Annotated in this window: 15 protein-coding genes; 7 read left to right on the forward strand and 8 right to left on the reverse strand. The window is 71.9% G+C overall.

The features are described 5' to 3' along the window. Positions 1-13: 13 nt before the first annotated feature. Positions 14-3,028, forward strand: a complete 3,015-nt coding sequence (locus tag ACIQMR_RS11475) for a HAMP domain-containing protein (RefSeq protein ID WP_401385180.1) — start codon at positions 14-16, stop codon at positions 3,026-3,028. A 157-nt stretch (positions 3,029-3,185) separates the two neighbouring features. Here ACIQMR_RS11475 and ACIQMR_RS11480 read toward each other — a convergent pair whose 3' ends face one another. Further along, positions 3,186-5,567 carry a SpoIIE family protein phosphatase gene (locus tag ACIQMR_RS11480; RefSeq protein WP_401385181.1) on the reverse strand — a complete coding sequence of 794 codons (2,382 nt, stop codon included), beginning with the start codon at positions 5,565-5,567 and terminating at the stop codon, positions 3,186-3,188. A gap of 121 nt (positions 5,568-5,688) precedes the next feature. Next, the gene (locus ACIQMR_RS11485; RefSeq protein WP_401385182.1) at positions 5,689-5,982 is read right to left on the reverse strand and encodes a DUF6381 family protein; all 294 of its coding nucleotides are present in this window, start codon (positions 5,980-5,982) and stop codon (positions 5,689-5,691) included. 240 nt (positions 5,983-6,222) lie between these two features. Here ACIQMR_RS11485 and ACIQMR_RS11490 point away from each other — a divergent pair, with 240 nt between their 5' ends. Then, entirely contained in the window at positions 6,223-6,648 is a 426-nt protein-coding gene (locus ACIQMR_RS11490; RefSeq protein ID WP_401385183.1) for a CBS domain-containing protein, read from the forward strand. A 170-nt stretch (positions 6,649-6,818) separates the two neighbouring features. Here ACIQMR_RS11490 and ACIQMR_RS11495 read toward each other — a convergent pair whose 3' ends face one another. The 4 genes from ACIQMR_RS11495 to ACIQMR_RS11510 all read right to left on the reverse strand — a co-directional run bounded on the left by ACIQMR_RS11495 (position 6,819) and on the right by ACIQMR_RS11510 (position 9,251). After that, complete coding sequence (locus tag ACIQMR_RS11495; protein WP_401385184.1) at positions 6,819-7,166, reverse strand: PRC-barrel domain containing protein; 348 nt, start codon at positions 7,164-7,166, stop codon at positions 6,819-6,821. A 27-nt stretch (positions 7,167-7,193) separates the two neighbouring features. Then, positions 7,194-8,153, reverse strand: coding sequence for a SigB/SigF/SigG family RNA polymerase sigma factor (locus ACIQMR_RS11500; protein WP_401385185.1), 960 nt, complete (start codon positions 8,151-8,153; stop codon positions 7,194-7,196). A gap of 202 nt (positions 8,154-8,355) precedes the next feature. Next, on the reverse strand, positions 8,356-8,553 hold the full coding sequence (locus tag ACIQMR_RS11505) for a hypothetical protein (RefSeq protein WP_266385720.1): 198 nt from the start codon (positions 8,551-8,553) through the stop codon (positions 8,356-8,358). Between the two features lie 275 nt (positions 8,554-8,828). Continuing rightward, on the reverse strand, positions 8,829-9,251 hold the full coding sequence (locus tag ACIQMR_RS11510; protein ID WP_266385717.1) for a DUF350 domain-containing protein: 423 nt from the start codon (positions 9,249-9,251) through the stop codon (positions 8,829-8,831). Positions 9,252-9,428: 177 nt separating this feature from the next. On the opposite strand from ACIQMR_RS11510, the gene ACIQMR_RS11515 reads away from it, so the two are divergent. The 3 genes from ACIQMR_RS11515 (at position 9,429) to ACIQMR_RS11525 (ending at position 11,541) form a co-directional block, all read left to right on the forward strand. Then, positions 9,429-10,658, forward strand: a complete 1,230-nt coding sequence (locus ACIQMR_RS11515) for an MFS transporter (RefSeq protein ID WP_401385186.1) — start codon at positions 9,429-9,431, stop codon at positions 10,656-10,658. 67 nt (positions 10,659-10,725) lie between these two features. Then, on the forward strand, positions 10,726-11,160 hold the full coding sequence (gene panD, locus ACIQMR_RS11520; protein ID WP_401385187.1) for an aspartate 1-decarboxylase: 435 nt from the start codon (positions 10,726-10,728) through the stop codon (positions 11,158-11,160). Between the two features lie 39 nt (positions 11,161-11,199). Beyond that, a complete protein-coding gene (locus ACIQMR_RS11525) occupies positions 11,200-11,541 on the forward strand; it encodes a GNAT family N-acetyltransferase (protein ID WP_401385188.1) in 342 nt (113 codons plus the stop codon). A 532-nt stretch (positions 11,542-12,073) separates the two neighbouring features. Here ACIQMR_RS11525 and gndA read toward each other — a convergent pair. Next, positions 12,074-13,516 (reverse strand): NADP-dependent phosphogluconate dehydrogenase, encoded by a 1,443-nt coding sequence (gene gndA, locus ACIQMR_RS11530; protein WP_401385189.1) that lies wholly within the window; start codon positions 13,514-13,516, stop codon positions 12,074-12,076. Positions 13,517-13,761: 245 nt separating this feature from the next. Between gndA and ACIQMR_RS11535 the strand changes: the two genes are divergently transcribed. After that, a complete protein-coding gene (locus tag ACIQMR_RS11535; RefSeq protein WP_401385190.1) occupies positions 13,762-15,030 on the forward strand; it encodes a peptidoglycan DD-metalloendopeptidase family protein in 1,269 nt (422 codons plus the stop codon). Here ACIQMR_RS11535 and ACIQMR_RS11540 read toward each other — a convergent pair. Continuing rightward, positions 14,911-15,957, reverse strand: a complete 1,047-nt coding sequence (locus tag ACIQMR_RS11540; protein WP_401385191.1) for a DMT family transporter — start codon at positions 15,955-15,957, stop codon at positions 14,911-14,913. The two genes, ACIQMR_RS11535 and ACIQMR_RS11540, sit on opposite strands and share 120 nt — an antisense overlap. A 204-nt stretch (positions 15,958-16,161) precedes the next feature. Here ACIQMR_RS11540 and ACIQMR_RS11545 point away from each other — a divergent pair, with 204 nt between their 5' ends. Continuing rightward, positions 16,162-16,848, forward strand: coding sequence for an IucA/IucC family C-terminal-domain containing protein (locus ACIQMR_RS11545; protein ID WP_401385192.1), 687 nt, complete (start codon positions 16,162-16,164; stop codon positions 16,846-16,848). Positions 16,849-16,875: the final 27 nt, after the last annotated feature.

The raw sequence follows: 16,875 nt of genomic DNA on the forward strand, positions 1-16,875 counted from the left end.
CACGAGGTCGGCGATGGACGCATCCGGTCACTCTCGGCCCCCGCTGCGGGACCAGGAACGGGAAGAGGTCCGGCCACCGGCGGCGCTGAGCGAAGAAGGGCTCAGAAAGCTCCTGGCCGGACTCACGGCCGTACGCGACGGCGACTTCTCCGCCCGGCTGCCCGACGAGGCCGACGGCATCATGGGCGAGATCGCCGGCGTGTACAACGGCATGGTCGACCAGCTCTCGCTGGTCACCGCGGAGGTCACCCGGGTCGCCCGCGAGGTCGGCGGCGAGGGCCGGCTCGGCGGCCATGCCCGGGTGAAGGGCGTCGGCGGCGTCTGGCAGGAACTCACCACCGGCGTGAACACCATGGCCGACAACCTCACCTCCCAGGTGCGGTCGATCGCCCAGGTCGCCTCCGCCGTCGCCCGCGGAGATCTGACCCGGAAGATCCGGGTCGACGCGCGCGGCGAGATCCTGGAGCTGAAGGAGACCATCAACACGATGGTCGAACGGCTCTCCTCCTTCGCCGAGGAGGTCACCCGGGTCGCCCGCGAAGTGGGCACCGAGGGCAACCTGGGCGGGCAGGCGACCGTGCGCGGAGTGTCCGGCACCTGGAAGGACCTCACCGACAACGTCAACTCGATGGCGATCAACCTGACCAACCAGGTGCGCAACATCGCCCAGGTCACCACGTCCGTCGCACAGGGCGATCTGACACGCAAGATCGACGTGGACGCGCGCGGCGAGATCCTGGAGCTGAAGACGACCATCAACACGATGGTCGACCAGCTGTCGTCGTTCGCCGCGGAGGTCACCCGCGTCGCCCGCGAGGTGGGCAGCGAGGGGCGGCTCGGCGGCCAGGCCGAGGTCGAGGGCGTCTCCGGCACCTGGAAGCGGCTCACCGAGAACGTCAACGAGCTGGCCGGGAACCTCACCCGCCAGGTCCGCGCGATCGCCGAGGTGACCAGCGCCGTCGCCGAGGGCGACCTCACCCGGTCGATCGCGGTCGAGGCGCCGGGAGAGGTCGGCGATCTCAAGGACAACATCAACGCGATGGTCGAGTCGCTGCGCGCCACCACCCGCGCCAACGAGGAACAGGACTGGCTGAAGACGAATCTGGCCCGCCTCGTGGGCCTGATGCAGAGCAGTCGCGACCCCGCCCAGGTCGCCCACGTGATCATGGAGGAGGTGCCGCCGCTGGTCTCGGCGCAGTACGGCGCGTTCTTCCTGGCCGAGTACGCCGAGTACGCGGAGAACGCCGGCCATGACGCCGAGGAGGAGGGCGAGGGCCCCCAACTCGTCATGACCGCCGCCTACGGTGCCCCGCCCACGAGAGCGTCCGAGCGGCCCGCCCGCTTCCGGCTCGGCGAGTCCCTGGTGGGCCAGGCCGCGCTCAGCGGCCGCACCATCGCCGTCGACGATCTGCCGCCCGGCTACGTCACGATCTCCTCCGGTCTCGGCGCCGGGACGCCCGCGGCCCTGATCGTGCTGCCGATCCTGGTCGAGGGCCAGGTGCTCGGCGCCGTGGAACTCGCCTCGTTGCGCCCTTTCACCGGCATCCACCGCGACTTCCTCGACCAGTTCGTCGAGACCGTCGGTGTCATCGTCAGCTCGCTCATCGCCCATGCCCGTACCGATGAGCTGCTGGACCAGTCTCAGCGGCTGACCTCCGAACTGCGCACCCGCTCCCAGGAGTTGCAGGCACGCCAGGAGGAGCTCCAGCGCTCCAACGCCGAACTCGCCGAGAAGGCGGCCCTGCTGGCCGACCGCAACCGGGACATCGAACGGAAGAACCTGGAGATCGAGCAGGCCAGGCAGGAGCTGGAGGAGCGGGCCAAACAGCTCTCCCGCACCTCGATGTACAAGTCCGAGTTCCTCGCCAACATGAGCCATGAGCTGCGCACCCCGCTCAACAGCCTGCTCATCCTTGCCCAGTTGCTCGCCCAGAACCCCGAGGGCAATCTGACGGAGAAGCAGGTCGACTACGCCGAGGTCATCCACTCCGCGGGTTCCGACCTGCTGCAGCTGATCAACGACATCCTCGATCTGTCCAAGGTCGAGGCGGGGAAGATGGACGTCCACCGCGAGCCGCTCTCCCTGCACCGGCTGCTGGAGTACGTCGAGATGACGTTCCGCCCCCTGGCGAGCGAGCGCGACCTGGACTTCCGGGTCGTCACCGCGCCGGGAGTCCCCGCCGAGATCACCACCGACGAACCACGGCTGCGGCAGGTGCTGCGGAACCTTCTGTCCAACGCGCTGAAGTTCACCGAGAGCGGCGCCGTCGAACTGCGGGTCGACAAGGCGTCGGACGACGAGCTCCCGGAGGCGCTCCACGGCGTGCAGGTGGTCGCCTTCCGGGTACGGGACACCGGGGTCGGCATCGCACCGGAGCATCTGGACAGCATCTTCGGCGCGTTCCAGCAGGGCGCCGTCACCACCGGCCGCCGCTACGGCGGCACGGGCCTCGGACTGTCCATCAGCCGCGAGGTCGCCCAGCTCCTCGGCGGCGTGCTCGTCGCCGAGAGCCGGCTCGGCGAGGGCAGCGAGTTCACCTTCTACGTGCCCGTCGGCGGCTCCCTGCCGCGGGGGCCCGTCACCGGGTCCGGGATCGCGGCGGGCGCGTCACGGCCGGGCGGTGCGGCCCTGCCCGCCGCCGACGGATCGCTCGCCGGGCGGGTGGTCCTGATCGTCGACGACGACGCGCGCAATGTCTACGCGCTCACCGAGATCCTGGAGGCCGAAGGAGTGCGGGTGCTCACGGCGGACGACGGACGGACCGGCATCGAACTGCTCACCGCCCACCGGGAGGTGGACCTCATCGTGATGGACGTGATGATGGCCGGGATGGACGGCTACACCGCCACCGCCGCCATCCGGAGGATGCCCGGCTTCGCCGACGTCCCCGTCATCGCCGTGACCGCCAAGGCCATGCCGGGCGACCGGGCCAAGAGCCTGGCGGCAGGTGCCAACGACTACATCACCAAACCGGTGGACGCGGACGACCTGGTCACCCGTGTACGCAGCTGGCTCAAGCGGCGCTGACGCACCGGGACGAGGGCGGACGGGCCGCAGAGGGGACACGCGAAGACGGGGCGCAGAGGGGACGCGCGAGGACAGGCCGCGGAGGGACAGACGAGGACGGGCCGCAGAGGGACACACGAAGACGGACTGCAGGCGGACGCGCGAAGACGGGGCGGCGTCAGGACAGCCGGACGACGACCAGGCTGGTGTCGTCGTCCGTGTCACCGGTGACCGAGGCCAGCAGGGCGTCGGTGCGCTCGTCCAGTCCGCCGGGGCGCAGGCGTTCCACCGCGCGCCGCAGCCGCTCCAGCCCCTCGTCGATGCCGGTGCGCCGGCTCTCCACCAGACCGTCCGTGTACAGCATCAGCGTGTCCCCGGGCACGAGGGGCGTCACCGTCTCCGTGTACTCGGCCGCCGGTACCGCCCCCAGCAGGATGTTGCGCGGCGGTTCGAGGAAAGTGGCCTCACCGGCACGCAGCAGGAGCAGCGGAAGGTGCCCGGCGCTCGCCCAGCACAGCGACCGGTCCGACGGGTCGTACAGCGCGCACACCGCGGTGGCCGTCGGACGTCCGTGCGTGTGCAGCGTCACCTCGTTGAGCCAGGCCATCAGGCGTGCGGGCGAATGACCGGTGAAGGCCAGCCCGCGCAGCGCGTTCCGCAGCGCCACCATGCCGGTCACCGAGTCGATGCCGTGCCCGGCGATGTCGCCGACGGCGACGAGCACCCGGCCGTTGGGCAGCGGCAGTACGTCGTACCAGTCGCCGCCGACGCGGTACTCCTCGGCCGCCGGCCGGTAGCGCGCCGCGACCTGGAGGCCGGGCAGGCGCTGCAGCACGGGCACTTCGGGGACGATCGCCTGCTGGAGCTGGAGGACGAGCTGGTGGCGCAGAGCCGCCTGGGTCTGTGCGGCGGTCAGCCGGTCGAAGGTCGCGGTGAGCGCGATCTCGGTGTGGTGCTGCGCCGAGACGTCCTGGTAGACGCCGGTGATGCCGGTCAGGACCCCGCCCGTCAGCAGCGGCTCGGCCGCGATCCGTACGTGCCGCAGCCCGCCGTCCTCGCGGACCGCGCGCACGACGGTGTGCGCGCCTTCGCGGCGCTCCGTCAGCTCCACCAGAAGCTCGTTGAGGTTGCCGATCTCGTCGCGGTGCAGATGCGGGGCGAGCCGGCGCAGCGGCACCGGGGGAGCGGCGGGATCGAGCCCGAAGATCCGGTATGCCTGGTCGCTCCACCGGGACTTGCCCGTGATCAGGTCGTCCTCGAACGCGGCCAGGTTCTCCAGCCGGCCCAGCACGCGGCTGAGGGACAGCCCGGGGTCGGTGGCGCCGTGCCAGAGCACCACGGTCCGGCCGGGGCCGACGGGCAGCACGCGCACGTCGTGCAGCGGATCGGGATCGCCGGGCCGGTGCTCGACGGGCACCCGGGCCGCCCGTTGCGGGGCCGCCGACTCCCTGGCCATCTGTGCCAGCCGTACGAGATCGGCCTGCATGGCCGGGAACAGCTGGGCGAGCGGCCGGCCCGCCGGGCCGTGCACATGACGCGCCGAGTCCAGCGCCGGCCGGTTGAGATGCTCGACGTGCAGCGTCGCGGTCTCCGGATCGGCGCGCAGGACCATGGCCGGATGCGTCAGCAGATCCAGGAGCGGGACGAGCACACCGGACTCCGAGGGGTCGCTCACGCCCGCGTCCAGGATCCGCGCGGCCGGTACGGCCAGACCGGTCAGCGCCCGTCGTACGGGCTCGTCCAGGGCCGTGGGCCCGGGCCAGTCGACGAGGGCGAGGCCCGTCACCACACCGCGCTGCCGCAGGGGCAGCAGGGCCCGGGCCGCGTCCGGCGCGGGCCCCGGCAGCCGCTCGCCCTCGGGCGGACCGGCCGGCAGCCACAGGGGCGCCGCCTCGGCCAGCACCCGGTGCAGCGTGCTGCCGGTACCCGGTGGCACCCAGCGCCAGTGCGCGGCCTCCAGCGCGCTCACTCCGGCCTGACCGGCGAGCTGGAGGCAGTCCGTCTCGGTACGCCGGAACAGCCAGAGCCCCCGGACCCCGAGCGGCCGCATCCCGCCGTCCAGCAGGGTTCCGGCGATCTCGTCGACCGAGCTGCCGGTCTGTGCCGCCGATTCCGCCGTCGCCTCGACGAGGCGTGCTCTGCGGGCCGCGGACCTGTCCTCGTCCGGGGCGGCGGCGGCCCCGGTCCCCGCGGCGGCTTCGATGTCCCCGCTCGCTGCACGGTCCCCGCCTGGTGCGCTCTGCCCGGCCGCGGCATTGACGATGTCGGCGGCGAGATCCTCCGGGGAGACGTTCGTGGTCTCGGCCAGCTGGGCGAAATGGTCCGCGGCGTCGGCGGGGGTGAGGGAGCGCTGGGCGACGAGGACGCCCGAGGCGAGGTCGAGCAGATGACGCCGTGCGAGATCCCGGCGCAGGCCGGCCAGTTCGGCGGTGAGCTGGGCGACCGCGGCGGTCAGTGCGTCCGGGTCCGGTTCGTGGGGCCTCGGTTCGTCCTGCCTCGGTTCGTGGGGCCTCGGTCCGTCCGGCCTTGGTTCGTCCTGTCCTTGATTGGACATGGTCATGTCGTCTCCAGCGTGACGAACCGGATTCTACCCGGGCGAACCGCCCCGGGCAGCGGACGGCCGCCGCACCCGTACAGGGGTACGGCGGGCCGCCGCCTCCTCGGGCCAGGCGCGCTGTCGGTCAGGCGCCGCGCGGCCGGTCCGGCCCGGGGCCGTGCGGTCCGGGGCTGTGCGGTCCGGGGCCGTGCGGTCCGTGCCGCCGATGGTGCTGCTGCTGGTCGTGGCGCGACGGAGCGGGGGCGTCCGGAGCGCCGTCGTCGCCGTCGCCGTCGCACTCCCGGCGCAGCTGCTCGGCCCTGCGGCGCAGTCGTGCGCGGTGCTCGGGGTCCTTGCAGCGCTCCGCGCCACGGGCCAGTTCCTCGGCCATCACCCGGAGCTGCTCCGACGTCCTGACGGGTTCACCTGCTGTGCTCATGGCTCCTCCTTCCGTGCCCGCACGCCTGACGGCGACGGGCCAGGGGCCATGTGCCAGGCAAACACGGCGAGGTCACGTACGCATCCGATCGCGTCGCTCAGTGTGATGACATGGGCTCCCACCTGGGGCTTTCCTTCGGGGGCCCGGCCATGGCCGGCAGCTTCCTCCACTTTTCCGGGATAACCGGGAGGAACCGGGGCAGGCGCCGTACGTCAGCGAAGGGAGAGGGGAGTGGACACCATGACGCAGCTGGTGAAGGACGTGATGACGGCCGGAGTACTGACACTCCCGCCCGAGGCGTCACTCGTCGAGGCAGCCCGGTTGATGCGCGACAGGGACGTCGGCGATGTGCTGGTCGCCGCCGACGACCGGCTGCTCGGTGTGCTGACGGATCGTGACATCGCGGTACGTTCGGTCGCGATGGGCCATGACCCGCACTTCATGCCGGTCCGATCCGTATGCACCCCCGACGTGCTCACCGTCCGGCCCGACGCGGACTCCGCGGAAGCCGTGAGCATCATGAGGGAGTACGGGGTGCGCCGGCTCGCGGTCGTCGACGACGGTCACCCCATGGGTGTCGTCACGCTCGGAGACCTGGCGAGGGCGCGCGATCCCGGATCCGCCCTGGCCGGCATCAGCGCGGCCCCACCGAACACCGGCGCCTGAGCAACTGCCGTACGAGCAACCACCGCAAGGGCGCGTGATGCCCGGCCGCCGCGCGGGGTGGCCGGGCGTGAGCGGGGTGGCCGGGCGTGAGGCGTCGTCTGCGACTCGCGCCGGTGCGACGGGGCGCGACGCATCGGCGCGAGTCGCGAGCGAGAGAACCCCCTGAGCCGTCACATATGACGGCCGTAGTGCTGCTCGATGAGACGGATGGAAGCCACATCGTCGTCGTACCGCCCGCTCTCGAAGTCCGGCGAGTCCTTGATCTGCTGCTTCGAGCAGTCCACGTGGACCGTCTCGCCCTCGTGATCGATGCGCGAGATGACTCCCGCCGGGACGAGCACATGGTGACCGAAGATCCACGGCCCGGTGTTCACGACGATGTAGGACCTGCCGACGTCCCCGGAGTGCTTGTCGATCTTGCCAATGGCGCCGTCGGTCGCCTCGACGTGGTAGCCGATGAGCTGCGCCCCCGGTACGAGTCCCGCGCTCTCCGGGAAGCCCCAGATGCCTTCACCCATAGCGAAGTCCAATCCTCTCTCGTCGACCTACCGCTGCGGCGCCCTCCACTGCGGACGCGGGACTAATAACCGTGTTGCGCACCCACGTCCGACCGGTTCGTCCTCCGGTCCGGCGTCGTCCGCCAGCAGCGCCGCGCGCAGTTTCGCGAGGACCCGAGCCAGCAGCCGGGAGACGTGCATCTGCGAGATGCCGAGCCGCTCGCCGATCTCCGACTGGGTCAGATCGTCCCCGAACCGCAGGGCGAGGATGGTGCGTTCGCGCTCGGGCAGCTCCGCGATCAGCGGCTTCAGGCACTCCAGACACTCGACGATGTCCAGGGCCGGATCCTCCGCGCCCAGTCGGCGCGTGAGGGGACTCGTGGACTCGTCGTCCTCGAGAGGCTCGATAGAGCGGGCCACGTAGCCGTTGGCGGCGCGCTGGCCCTCGACGACCTCCTCCTCCGTGAGCCCGAGGCGGTCGGCCAGTTCTGCCGCGGTGGGCGCGCGGCCGAGGTCCTGCTCCATGACGTCGTACGCCTTGGCGAGGTCCAGTCGCAGCTCCTGCAGCCGCCGCGGCACCCGCACGGCCCAGCTGGTGTCACGGAAGAAGCGCTTGATCTCTCCGACGACGGTGGGCAGCGCGAAGGAGGTGAACTCGACCTCGCGCTCGACGTCGAAGCGGTTGATCGCCTTGATCAGGCCGACCGTGCCGACCTGGACGATGTCCTCCATGGGTTCGCTGCGGCCGCGGAAGCGGGTGGCGGCGAACTTCACGAGGCTCAGATTGAGCTCCACGAGCGTGTTGCGGACGTACGAGTACTCCTCCGTACCCTCCTCCAGCGTGCGGAGCCGCCGGAACAGGGAAACGGAGAGCGCTCGCGCGTCCAGCGCGCTGATGGTGCGGAAGTCCGGAATCTCCGGCAGACCGTCGAGTGCCGCCGAACGCTCCGGGCGGGCGGCACGGACGGTCGTGGGATGTCGGGTGCTGGCGATGGGGGACATGAGCATCCTTCGACGGGAGGAGGCCGACGCCGTTGGTTGCGGCGCGACCGTCGGTCGAGCTCTGCCGGGCTCATACCCATATGCCCGCTTTTGATGCTTTGACGTTACGCTTTGGCGTTTCTGCGCCGAGCGCTGCGGTGTGTGCGAAGGGGGAGGGGGCGGCAACCGTACGTCACGGCTTCGGTGGTGTGCGGGCGCGCACTCCCCGTCACGGCAGGTAACGCTCCAGCGCCGCGGCGCCCTTCTCCTCGATCTCCTTGCGGGCGCGTGCCAGGTTGGCGGGCGTGGGCTCACGGCCGGACGCCATCACCAGATCCTCGGCGTCGAAGGGCCGTTCCGATCCGGTGAATATCTGCGCCGGCCCCTGCCTGCTCTCCGGCTGCTCGCCGCTCTTTTCCTGCTTCATGATGTGCCTCCGGGCGAATCCCGTGTCTGGGGACGGGGGAACTGACTACCAGCATCACGCGGGATCCGGCGCAATGCAGCCCGGCGGGCACAAAGCGCCGGAAATCCGGCCCGGTCGGTCGCGCGGCGGCAGTACGGCCCGGCATGGTGCGGCCCGTAAGGCGTGCCTTCGGAGTCACGCACGGTCCGCGGTGGGCACGGTCCGTAGCGCGCAAGGCGGGTAGCGCGTACGGTCCGTAGCGCGCCAGGTCCGTGTCGTCAGGCGGATTCCTGTCGTCAGGCGATCGACGCCGAGACGATCGCCGCCACCGCGATGTTGCACGACGCCGTGACCCACACCGCCGGGTGCGGCTCCGGCTCCACCAGCGTCGCCCCCAGCTTGCCCGGCGTCACGAGGTCGACGACCAGGAACGCCACGGCCATCAGCACCAGCCCGAGCAGACCGAACGCCGCGGTCGACGCGAGGCCCTTGCCGAAGTCGTTGTAGGTCGTCCAGATCGAGGTGAAGACGATGCCGCCGATACCGAGCAGGGCAGAGCTCAGCAGAACGGCCGCGTTGCGATTGCGCTCCTCCCAGATCTGCCGGCCCAGCTTTCCGGGCGTCAACAGGTCCACCAGGAGGATTCCGAGGATCAGCAGTACCACGCCGAGGGCACCGTAGGCGGTGGCCCGGCCAAGTCCGTTGACTATGTCCGTCATTGAGAAGCCAGTCTCCGTCGTCTGAAAATGATCGTGGTCAAGGCGCCGCAAAATGTATCGCACGGGCTTCGCCCCGGGTCGCCCGCCCGACTCGCCGCCCGCCGGGCGGATTCGCCCTCGCACGCGCTGGGGAGCGCCCGACGCGCGGATGCTCCTGCCCGGCGAGATGCTGTTGCTGTGCGCAGTGATGGCGGGCCGCCCCGGCGCCCGGGTTATCTCGCGGCGGCCGCCGTGTTCGCGATCGGCATGGCCGGGACGACCCTGCCCACCCCCCTGTATGGCCTCTATCAGCAGGAGATCGGCTTCTCCGAGCTGGTCGTCACGCTGGTGTTCGCCGTCTACGCCCTCGCCGTCATCACCGTGCTCCTGGTGGCCGGCAACTACTCGGACGACGTGGGCCGAAGGCCTGTGCTCCTGGCCGCCATGGCCTTCTCCGCCGCGAGTGCGGGCTGCTTTCTGCTGGAGCGCGGTCTGCCCCTGCTCTTCGCGGGGCGACTGCTCTCCGGTGTCGCCGCCGGGCTGCTGAGCGGTGCGGCGACGGCCGCCGTCATCGAACTCGCCCGCCCGGGACGCAAAGCGCGTGCCGGGTTCGCCGCCACCGCCGCGAACATGGGCGGCCTCGGCTGCGGACCACTGCTGTCAGGCCTGCTCGCGCAGTACGCGCCCCGGCCGCTGACGCTGGTCTTCTGGGTCCACCTGGGACTGATCGCGGTGGGGTGCCTGATCACCTGGTCGCTGCCGGAGACCGTCGAGCACCCGAAGAAGTGGCCACCGCTGAAGCCGCAGGGCGTCAGCGTGCCCGACGAGGTCAAGGGCGTGTTCGTGCCCGCATCGGTAGCGGCCTTCGCCGGCTTCGCGCTGCTGGGGCTGTTCACCGCCGTGGCGCCGAGCTTCGTGGCGACGACCCTGGACGTGCACAACCTCGCCGTCACCGGCGCGGTCGTCTTCTCCGTGTTCCTCGCCTCGACGGCCGGACAGTCGCTGACCCCGATGGTCGGTGTCCGCCGGGCGCTCCCCGTCGGGTGCGGCCTCCTGGTCGTGGGACTCATGCTGGTGGCCTCGTCACTGATCGCCCAGTCGCTGCCCCTGCTCGTGGTGGGCGCCCTGTGCGGGGGAGCGGGCCAGGGCCTCGCCTTCCGCGCGGCGCTCACCCTCGTCGGCGACGCGGCCCCGGCACACCAGCGGGGCGGGACGATCTCGGCGTTCTTCGTCGTCGCGTACACCGGTATCTCCCTGCCGGTCGTCGGCGTCGGCGCGATGGCCACCTGGCTCGGGCTGCGCACGGCGGGGCTCGTCTTCGCCGTCTGCGTGATGGTGATCGCCGCCTGCGCGGGCACCTACGCTGCCCTCCGCCCGCCCCCGGAGCGCAGCACCGAACCCGCTGCCCGGGCAAGCGACTCGTTGTAGGCTCCAGAGATCGCCCTTGACCTGCAGAAAGCAGGCAGGGAGCAGCAGGCATTTCAGGAGTTTTGGCATGTTTCGTACCATGTTCAAGTCCAAGATCCACCGCGCCACCGTGACCCAGGCGGATCTCCACTACGTCGGATCCGTGACCGTCGACGCCGCACTGATGGAGGCCGCGGACCTGCTCCCCGGCGAACTCGTGCACATCGTCGACATCGACAATGGGGCCCGGCTGGAGACCTACGTCATCGAGGGCGAACGCGGTTCCGGAGTCATCGGCATCAACGGTGCTGCCGCCCATCTCGTCCACCCCGGCGATCTGGTGATCCTCATCAGCTACGCCCAGGTCGACGACGCCGAGGCTCGCGCGCTGGTGCCGCGCGTCGTCCATGTCGACGAGCGCAACCGCATCGTCGAGCTGGGCTCGGACCCGTCGCGGCCCGTGCCCGGCAGCGACACCGAGAGCAGCCCCCACGCAGTCCCGGCCGCCACCGCGGCGAACTGACCCGAGAACCGACCCGAGAACTGACCAGAGGAGAACACGATGGCCGATCCAGACATCCGCGACGACCGGGAGAAGGGTCGCCTGGAGGCGTACGTGGACGGCATGTTCGCCGGTCACGTCGCGTACTTCACGCTGGACTTCGATCCGGCCGCGCTCGTCCCGGTCCACACCATCGTGGAGCCGATGTTCGAGGGCAAGGGCGTCGCGAGCTCGCTGGTTCGCGAGTTCTACGCGATGGCCGCCCGCGAGGGCGTGCCCGTCGTGCCTCTTTGCCCGTACGCGGCCAAGTGGGCCCAGCGCCATCCCGACGAGGCGCCGGTGCCTCCGGCCGCGCTGGTGCAGGAGGCCGAGCGGCAGCTGACGAGGCACCCGGGACTGTGACGGCCCGGTGCGGGCCCGGGGTGCCACCGGCGCCCCGGGCCCGCACCTGCCTCGCCACACACCCGGCCGGCCCCAGCACCCGTTCTCGACGCCGCGAGCGTCAGCGGTGGCGGTCTGCGGCAACGGCCTGCGGTGGCGGCCTCCGCTTGGAACAGCCGCCCTCCCAATGACTGGACCGGGCACGCGGGGGCACCCGCATCGGTGGACCCTGGAATCCGGAGCCGTACGGCCCCGGATGTGCTGCCCCACCGAACCGGGAGAGTCCGTCATGACACAACCGCCGCCCCCCGACCCCGTACCACCCGCACCCACCCCGCCGCCCGGTCCAGGACCGGGACCCGGACCCGGACCGGAACCGGGACCCGCACCGGGACCCGAGCCCGGGCCCGTACCCCCGCCACAGCCACCGCCCGGCCCCGCACCCGACCCGATCCCGAAGCCCCCGGGACCCGACCCGGTGCCCGAGCCCGAGCCGCCCGGCCCGATGAGCTGAGCGGGCCCGGCTCTCCGGGCGAGGCGGCCCCGTACCGCGTCAGTCGGTGCGCACCTCCGACCGGTCGCCGCCCCACAGCGTGTGGAACGATCCGTCACGGTCGGTGCGCCGGTAGGTGTGCGCGCCGAAGAAGTCGCGCTGGCCCTGGGTGAGCGCCGCCGGCAGCCGGCGCGCCCGCAGCGCGTCGTAGTACGCGAGCGCCGCCGAGAAGCCCGGAGTCGGTACGCCCTGCCGCGCCGCCGCCGCGACCACGGCGCGCCAGTCGTCCTGGGCCGTGCCGATCTCCTCGGCGAACTGCTTGTCGGACAGCAGGCTCGGCAGGTTCGGCTGTGCGTCGTACGCGGCGCGGATCCGGTCCAGGAACGCGGCGCGGATGATGCATCCCGCCCGCCAGATCGACGCGACCGCGCCCAGGTCGATGTTCCAGTCGTAGGCGTCGCTGCCCGCCTGGATGTGGTGGAAGCCCTGGGTGTACGACACGATCTTCGACGCGTACAGGGCCTGCTCGACCTGGTCCGCGAAGTGTGCGGCGTCCTTCTCGCCGAGCGGCTGCGGCACCGGCCCCGGCAGGGAGTGCGAGGCCTCGCGCAGGTCGGCGTGCCCGGAGAGCGAGCGGGCGAAGACCGCCTCGGCGATACCGGAGACGGGAACCCCCAGGTCCAGCGCGATCTGCACGGTCCAGCGACCGGTGCCCTTCTGCTCGGCGCGGTCGGCGACGATGTCGATGAACGGCTTGCCGGTCGCCGCGTCCTTGTGCGCCAGCACTTCGGCCGTGATCTCGATCAGATAGGAGTCGAGCCGTCCCGTGTTCCAGCCGCGGAACGTCTCGGCGATCTTCTCGGGCGAGTAACCGGCGACCGAGCGCAGCAGGTGATACGCCTCGGCGATGAGCTGCATGTCCGCGTACTCGATGCCGTTGTGCACCATCTTCACGAAGTGGCCCGCGCCGTCCGGGCCGATGTGCGTGGTGCAGGGCGTGCCGTCCGGCGCCTTCGCGGCGATCTTCTCCAGCAGCGGGCCGAGCGAGGCGTAGGACTCCTCGGAGCCGCCCGGCATGATGCTCGGCCCGTGCAGCGCGCCCTCCTCACCGCCGGAGATGCCCACGCCCACGAAGTGGATGCCGCGCTCGCGCAGCTCGCGTTCGCGTCGCCGGGTGTCGGCGAAGTGCGCGTTGCCGCCGTCGATGATGACGTCACCGGGCTCGAGCAGCGGCGCGAACTCCTCGATCACCGCGTCGGTGGGATCGCCCGCCTTGACCATGATCACCAGGCGGCGCGGCCGCTCCAGCGCGGCCACGAACTCCTCGGCGCTCTCGGCGGGGACGAAGGACCCTTCGTCGCCGAAGGCCTCGACGAGTTCGCGGGTGCGGGCGCTGGTCCGGTTGTGCAGGGCCACCGTGAATCCGTTGCGCGCGAAATTGCGGGCGAGATTGCGGCCCATCACCGCGAGCCCGGTGACGCCGATCTGGGCGGTACCACTCATGCGTGTGCTCCTGGAGTACGTCGAGTACGTCGAGTCCGTCGGAAGTGCGCCCCCGTGGCCAGTATGGATACGCAGGACGGGAGTGCGGCGTTCATGAGAGGCCAAGTCGCTCAAGGGGCGCATCATTCCCCGAATTCCTCCGAACGGCGGCCCGCCGTTGCGCCGTGGCGCCTGACGCACCCTCTTGTCATGCCGTGTTCCGAGCCCATAGCTTGGGCGGCTGCCGAGGTGTTCAAGGGGGACTCATGGCCGTTCGTGGACGACACCGCCGCTACCAGCCGAGCCGTATCAACCGTGCCTCGCTCACCGTCACGGCGGGTGGCGCGGGCATGGCGCTGCCGCTGATCGGCGCGGGCGTGGCGAACGCGGCCTCCGAGGACGTCTGGGAGAAGGTCGCGGCCTGCGAGTCCACCGGCAGATGGCACGTCAACACCGGCAACGGCCATTTCGGCGGGCTGCAGTTCAGCCAGTCGACCTGGGAGGGGTATGGCGGGACGGCCTACGCCCCCCGCGCCGACCTCGCCACCAGGGACCAGCAGATCGCGATCGCCGAGAGGGTGCTCAAGGGGCAGGGGCCGCGCGCCTGGCCGACCTGTTCCTTACGCGCGGGGCTCACCCGGGGCGGTGACGCGCCCGACGCCTCACAGGTGGGGCAGCGCGAGCCCGGTACCGCCCCCGTCAAGCGGACCGTGCAGGCGGTGACGCCGACCACCGTGCCCACCCAGCGTGAGAGCTACACGGTGGCGCGGGGCGACTCGCTCTCCGGCATCGCCGACTCCCAGCGGGTCCGGGGCGGCTGGCAGGCCCTCTACGACGCCAACCGGAAGGTCGTCGGCGACGACCCCGATCTCATCCTCCCGGGCCAGCGGCTCGTCCTGCGCGTCACCGCGCCCCGTCCGGCGGCGCCCGGTCGGCCGGAGGCACAGCCGAAGCCCCAGCAGCGCAAGCCGCAGGCGAAACCGGAGGCTGTGCACCAGGCGAAGCCGAAGCCCGAGTCCGAGCCCCGGCAGGAACAGCGGCAGAAGGAGCGGCAGAAGGAACAGCGCCAGAAGGAACAGCGCCAGAAGGAACAGCGCGGGCAGGAGCGCACCGACCGGGCCAAGCACACGTCAGGCTTCAGCGCGCCCGTGGCCGCGGGCACCGGCACTCCGTACGGCAAGGCCGGTTCCTCCTGGTCCAGCGGCTACCACACGGGCGTGGACTTCCCCGTGCCCACCGGCACATCGGTGAAGGCCGTCGCCAACGGCCGGGTCGTCTCGGCCGGCTGGGCGGGGGCGTACGGCTATCAGATCGTCATCCGGCACGAGGACGGCAGGTACAGCCAGTACGCGCATCTGTCGGCGCTCACCGTCCGCGAGGGTCAGCGGGTCAACAGCGGCCAGCGGATCGCCCGTTCAGGATCCACCGGCAACAGCACCGGACCGCATCTCCACTTCGAGGTGCGCACCGGCCCGGGGTACGGCTCCGACATCGATCCGCTGGCGTACCTCCGCTCCGGCGGGGTCGGGATCTGACACGGGTCCGGGCGCCGGCCCGGCCGCCGTGGGATGGCGCCGCGCCGTGAGCAGAAGGAGCCCCGCGCCTGCCGCGACGGCGCAGACGACGGCGAGCGCGGTGCCGCCCGGCCCGTAGCGGAACCGTTCGCCGAAGAGCAGGACGCCGACCGCGGCAGCGACCACCGGGTTCACGACCGTCACGGTCGCCAGGGGTGCGGCGAGCCCCGCGCTTCGGTAGGACGCCTGCGACAGCAGCAGTCCGGCCGTGGCCGTCGCCGCGATCATCAGGAGACCGGGCAGCACGCCGGGCAGCAGCCCGACCGGCGAGCGGACCGTCAGGTCGGTCAGGTTCGTCAGGTCGGCCAGGTTCGTCAGGTCTGTCATGCCCGCCCGGCCCGGCAGTTCCTCGGCGACGATCTTGGTGAACACCGAAGCGACGCCGAAGGCCACCCCCGCGCCGCCCGCCAGGGCCACCCCGCGCATCATGGGCCGCCGCACCCGCCGTGCCACGACGAACAGCGCGGCGATCGCCGCGAACGCTACCGCGGCCAGCGCCAGCCGTTCCCCGCCGTCCGGCGCACGGGACTCCCCGGTCTCCGTCAGCGCCAGCAGACCGGCGAGCCCCGCCGTGGCGAGCCCCGCGCCCCGCCAGGTGCCCGCCGCCGCCGTGCGCCCTGTGAAGAGGGCGGCCATGGGCAGGGCGAACACGACGGTCAGCGCGCCGAGCGGCTGCACCAGGCTCAACGGCCCGTACGCCAGCGCGGCCACGTGCAGCAGCCCGCCCGCCCCGTTCAGACCCAGAGCCGCCCACCACCCGGCGCTGCGCACCGGCGCGTACGACCCGTCGGAGTCACCCGCGGCCACCCGCTCCTGCACGATCGCCGCGGCCGCGTAGGCGACCGCGGAGACCAGGGACAGCAGCACGGCCGGCGCGAGGGAGCTCATGGCAGACACGATCTCGAAGGCCGGCCGCTCCCGTCGTCGTCCTTGAGCAGGCACTTCGGTGTACTGCCGACGGAGTACGGGAGTACGCGCGGGGCACCGCCCGGCGGTTTCGCCGGGCCACCTGGCAAGGTGACGGTGAGCGGTCCCGGGCGGGATTCGCTCCTGACCGACGCGACACCGATCATCGACCGAACCGGGGGAGAAGTGGACGGGAAAGAGCTGGAGTCGGTCGGCGGGTTCTTCGCCGTACGCACCGGGGAGCCCGGCACGGGGCATCTGCCGCTGGCCCGGCTCTACGGCGGAGACACCGCACCCCTGACCGCCCGGGTCGACCGCGTCGCCGCCCGGCTGCACACGCCCGAGCGCAGGGTCGCCGCCTCCATCGCGCATCTCGGGCTCGCCGCCCGCCTCTGGTCCACCGCGCTCGGCCCCGCGGCGCTCTACGGCGAGTTCCCCGACCCGGCGGCCGGCGCCCTGCACTGGGACCCGGCACTCACCTCGCCCGACGACCTGCGCTGGACCCGGGCCGGGACCCTCCCCGGCACCGTCGAGAGCATCCGGGACGCCGTCCAGTACGGCCATCTCGTGCCGCTCGCCGAGGCGCTGCGCCGCGACGTGGGCATCTCGCCCCGGCTGCTGTGGGGCAACGCCGGCTCCGCGCTCGCCGGAGCCCTGCGCGAACTCACCCGCTGGGCCAGGGCACAGCACCGGCCCGAGGCCGCCGCACGGGCCGCGGACCTCACGGCCGGACTGCTGGCGCACCCGGACCTGTCCGGCACCGTCCGTGGCCCGGCCCTGCGCCGGACCACCTGCTGCCTCTACTACCGCTGCTCCGGCGGAGGGCTGTGCGGCGACTGCGTCTTCGACCGCCCGCCGACGCGCCGGCGCTGAGGCGTCTCCGGTGCGGACACGTCCTCG

This window comes from Streptomyces sp. NPDC091376 (assembly GCF_044757085.1).
In the GTDB taxonomy this organism is placed as follows: domain Bacteria; phylum Actinomycetota; class Actinomycetes; order Streptomycetales; family Streptomycetaceae; genus Streptomyces; species Streptomyces pratisoli.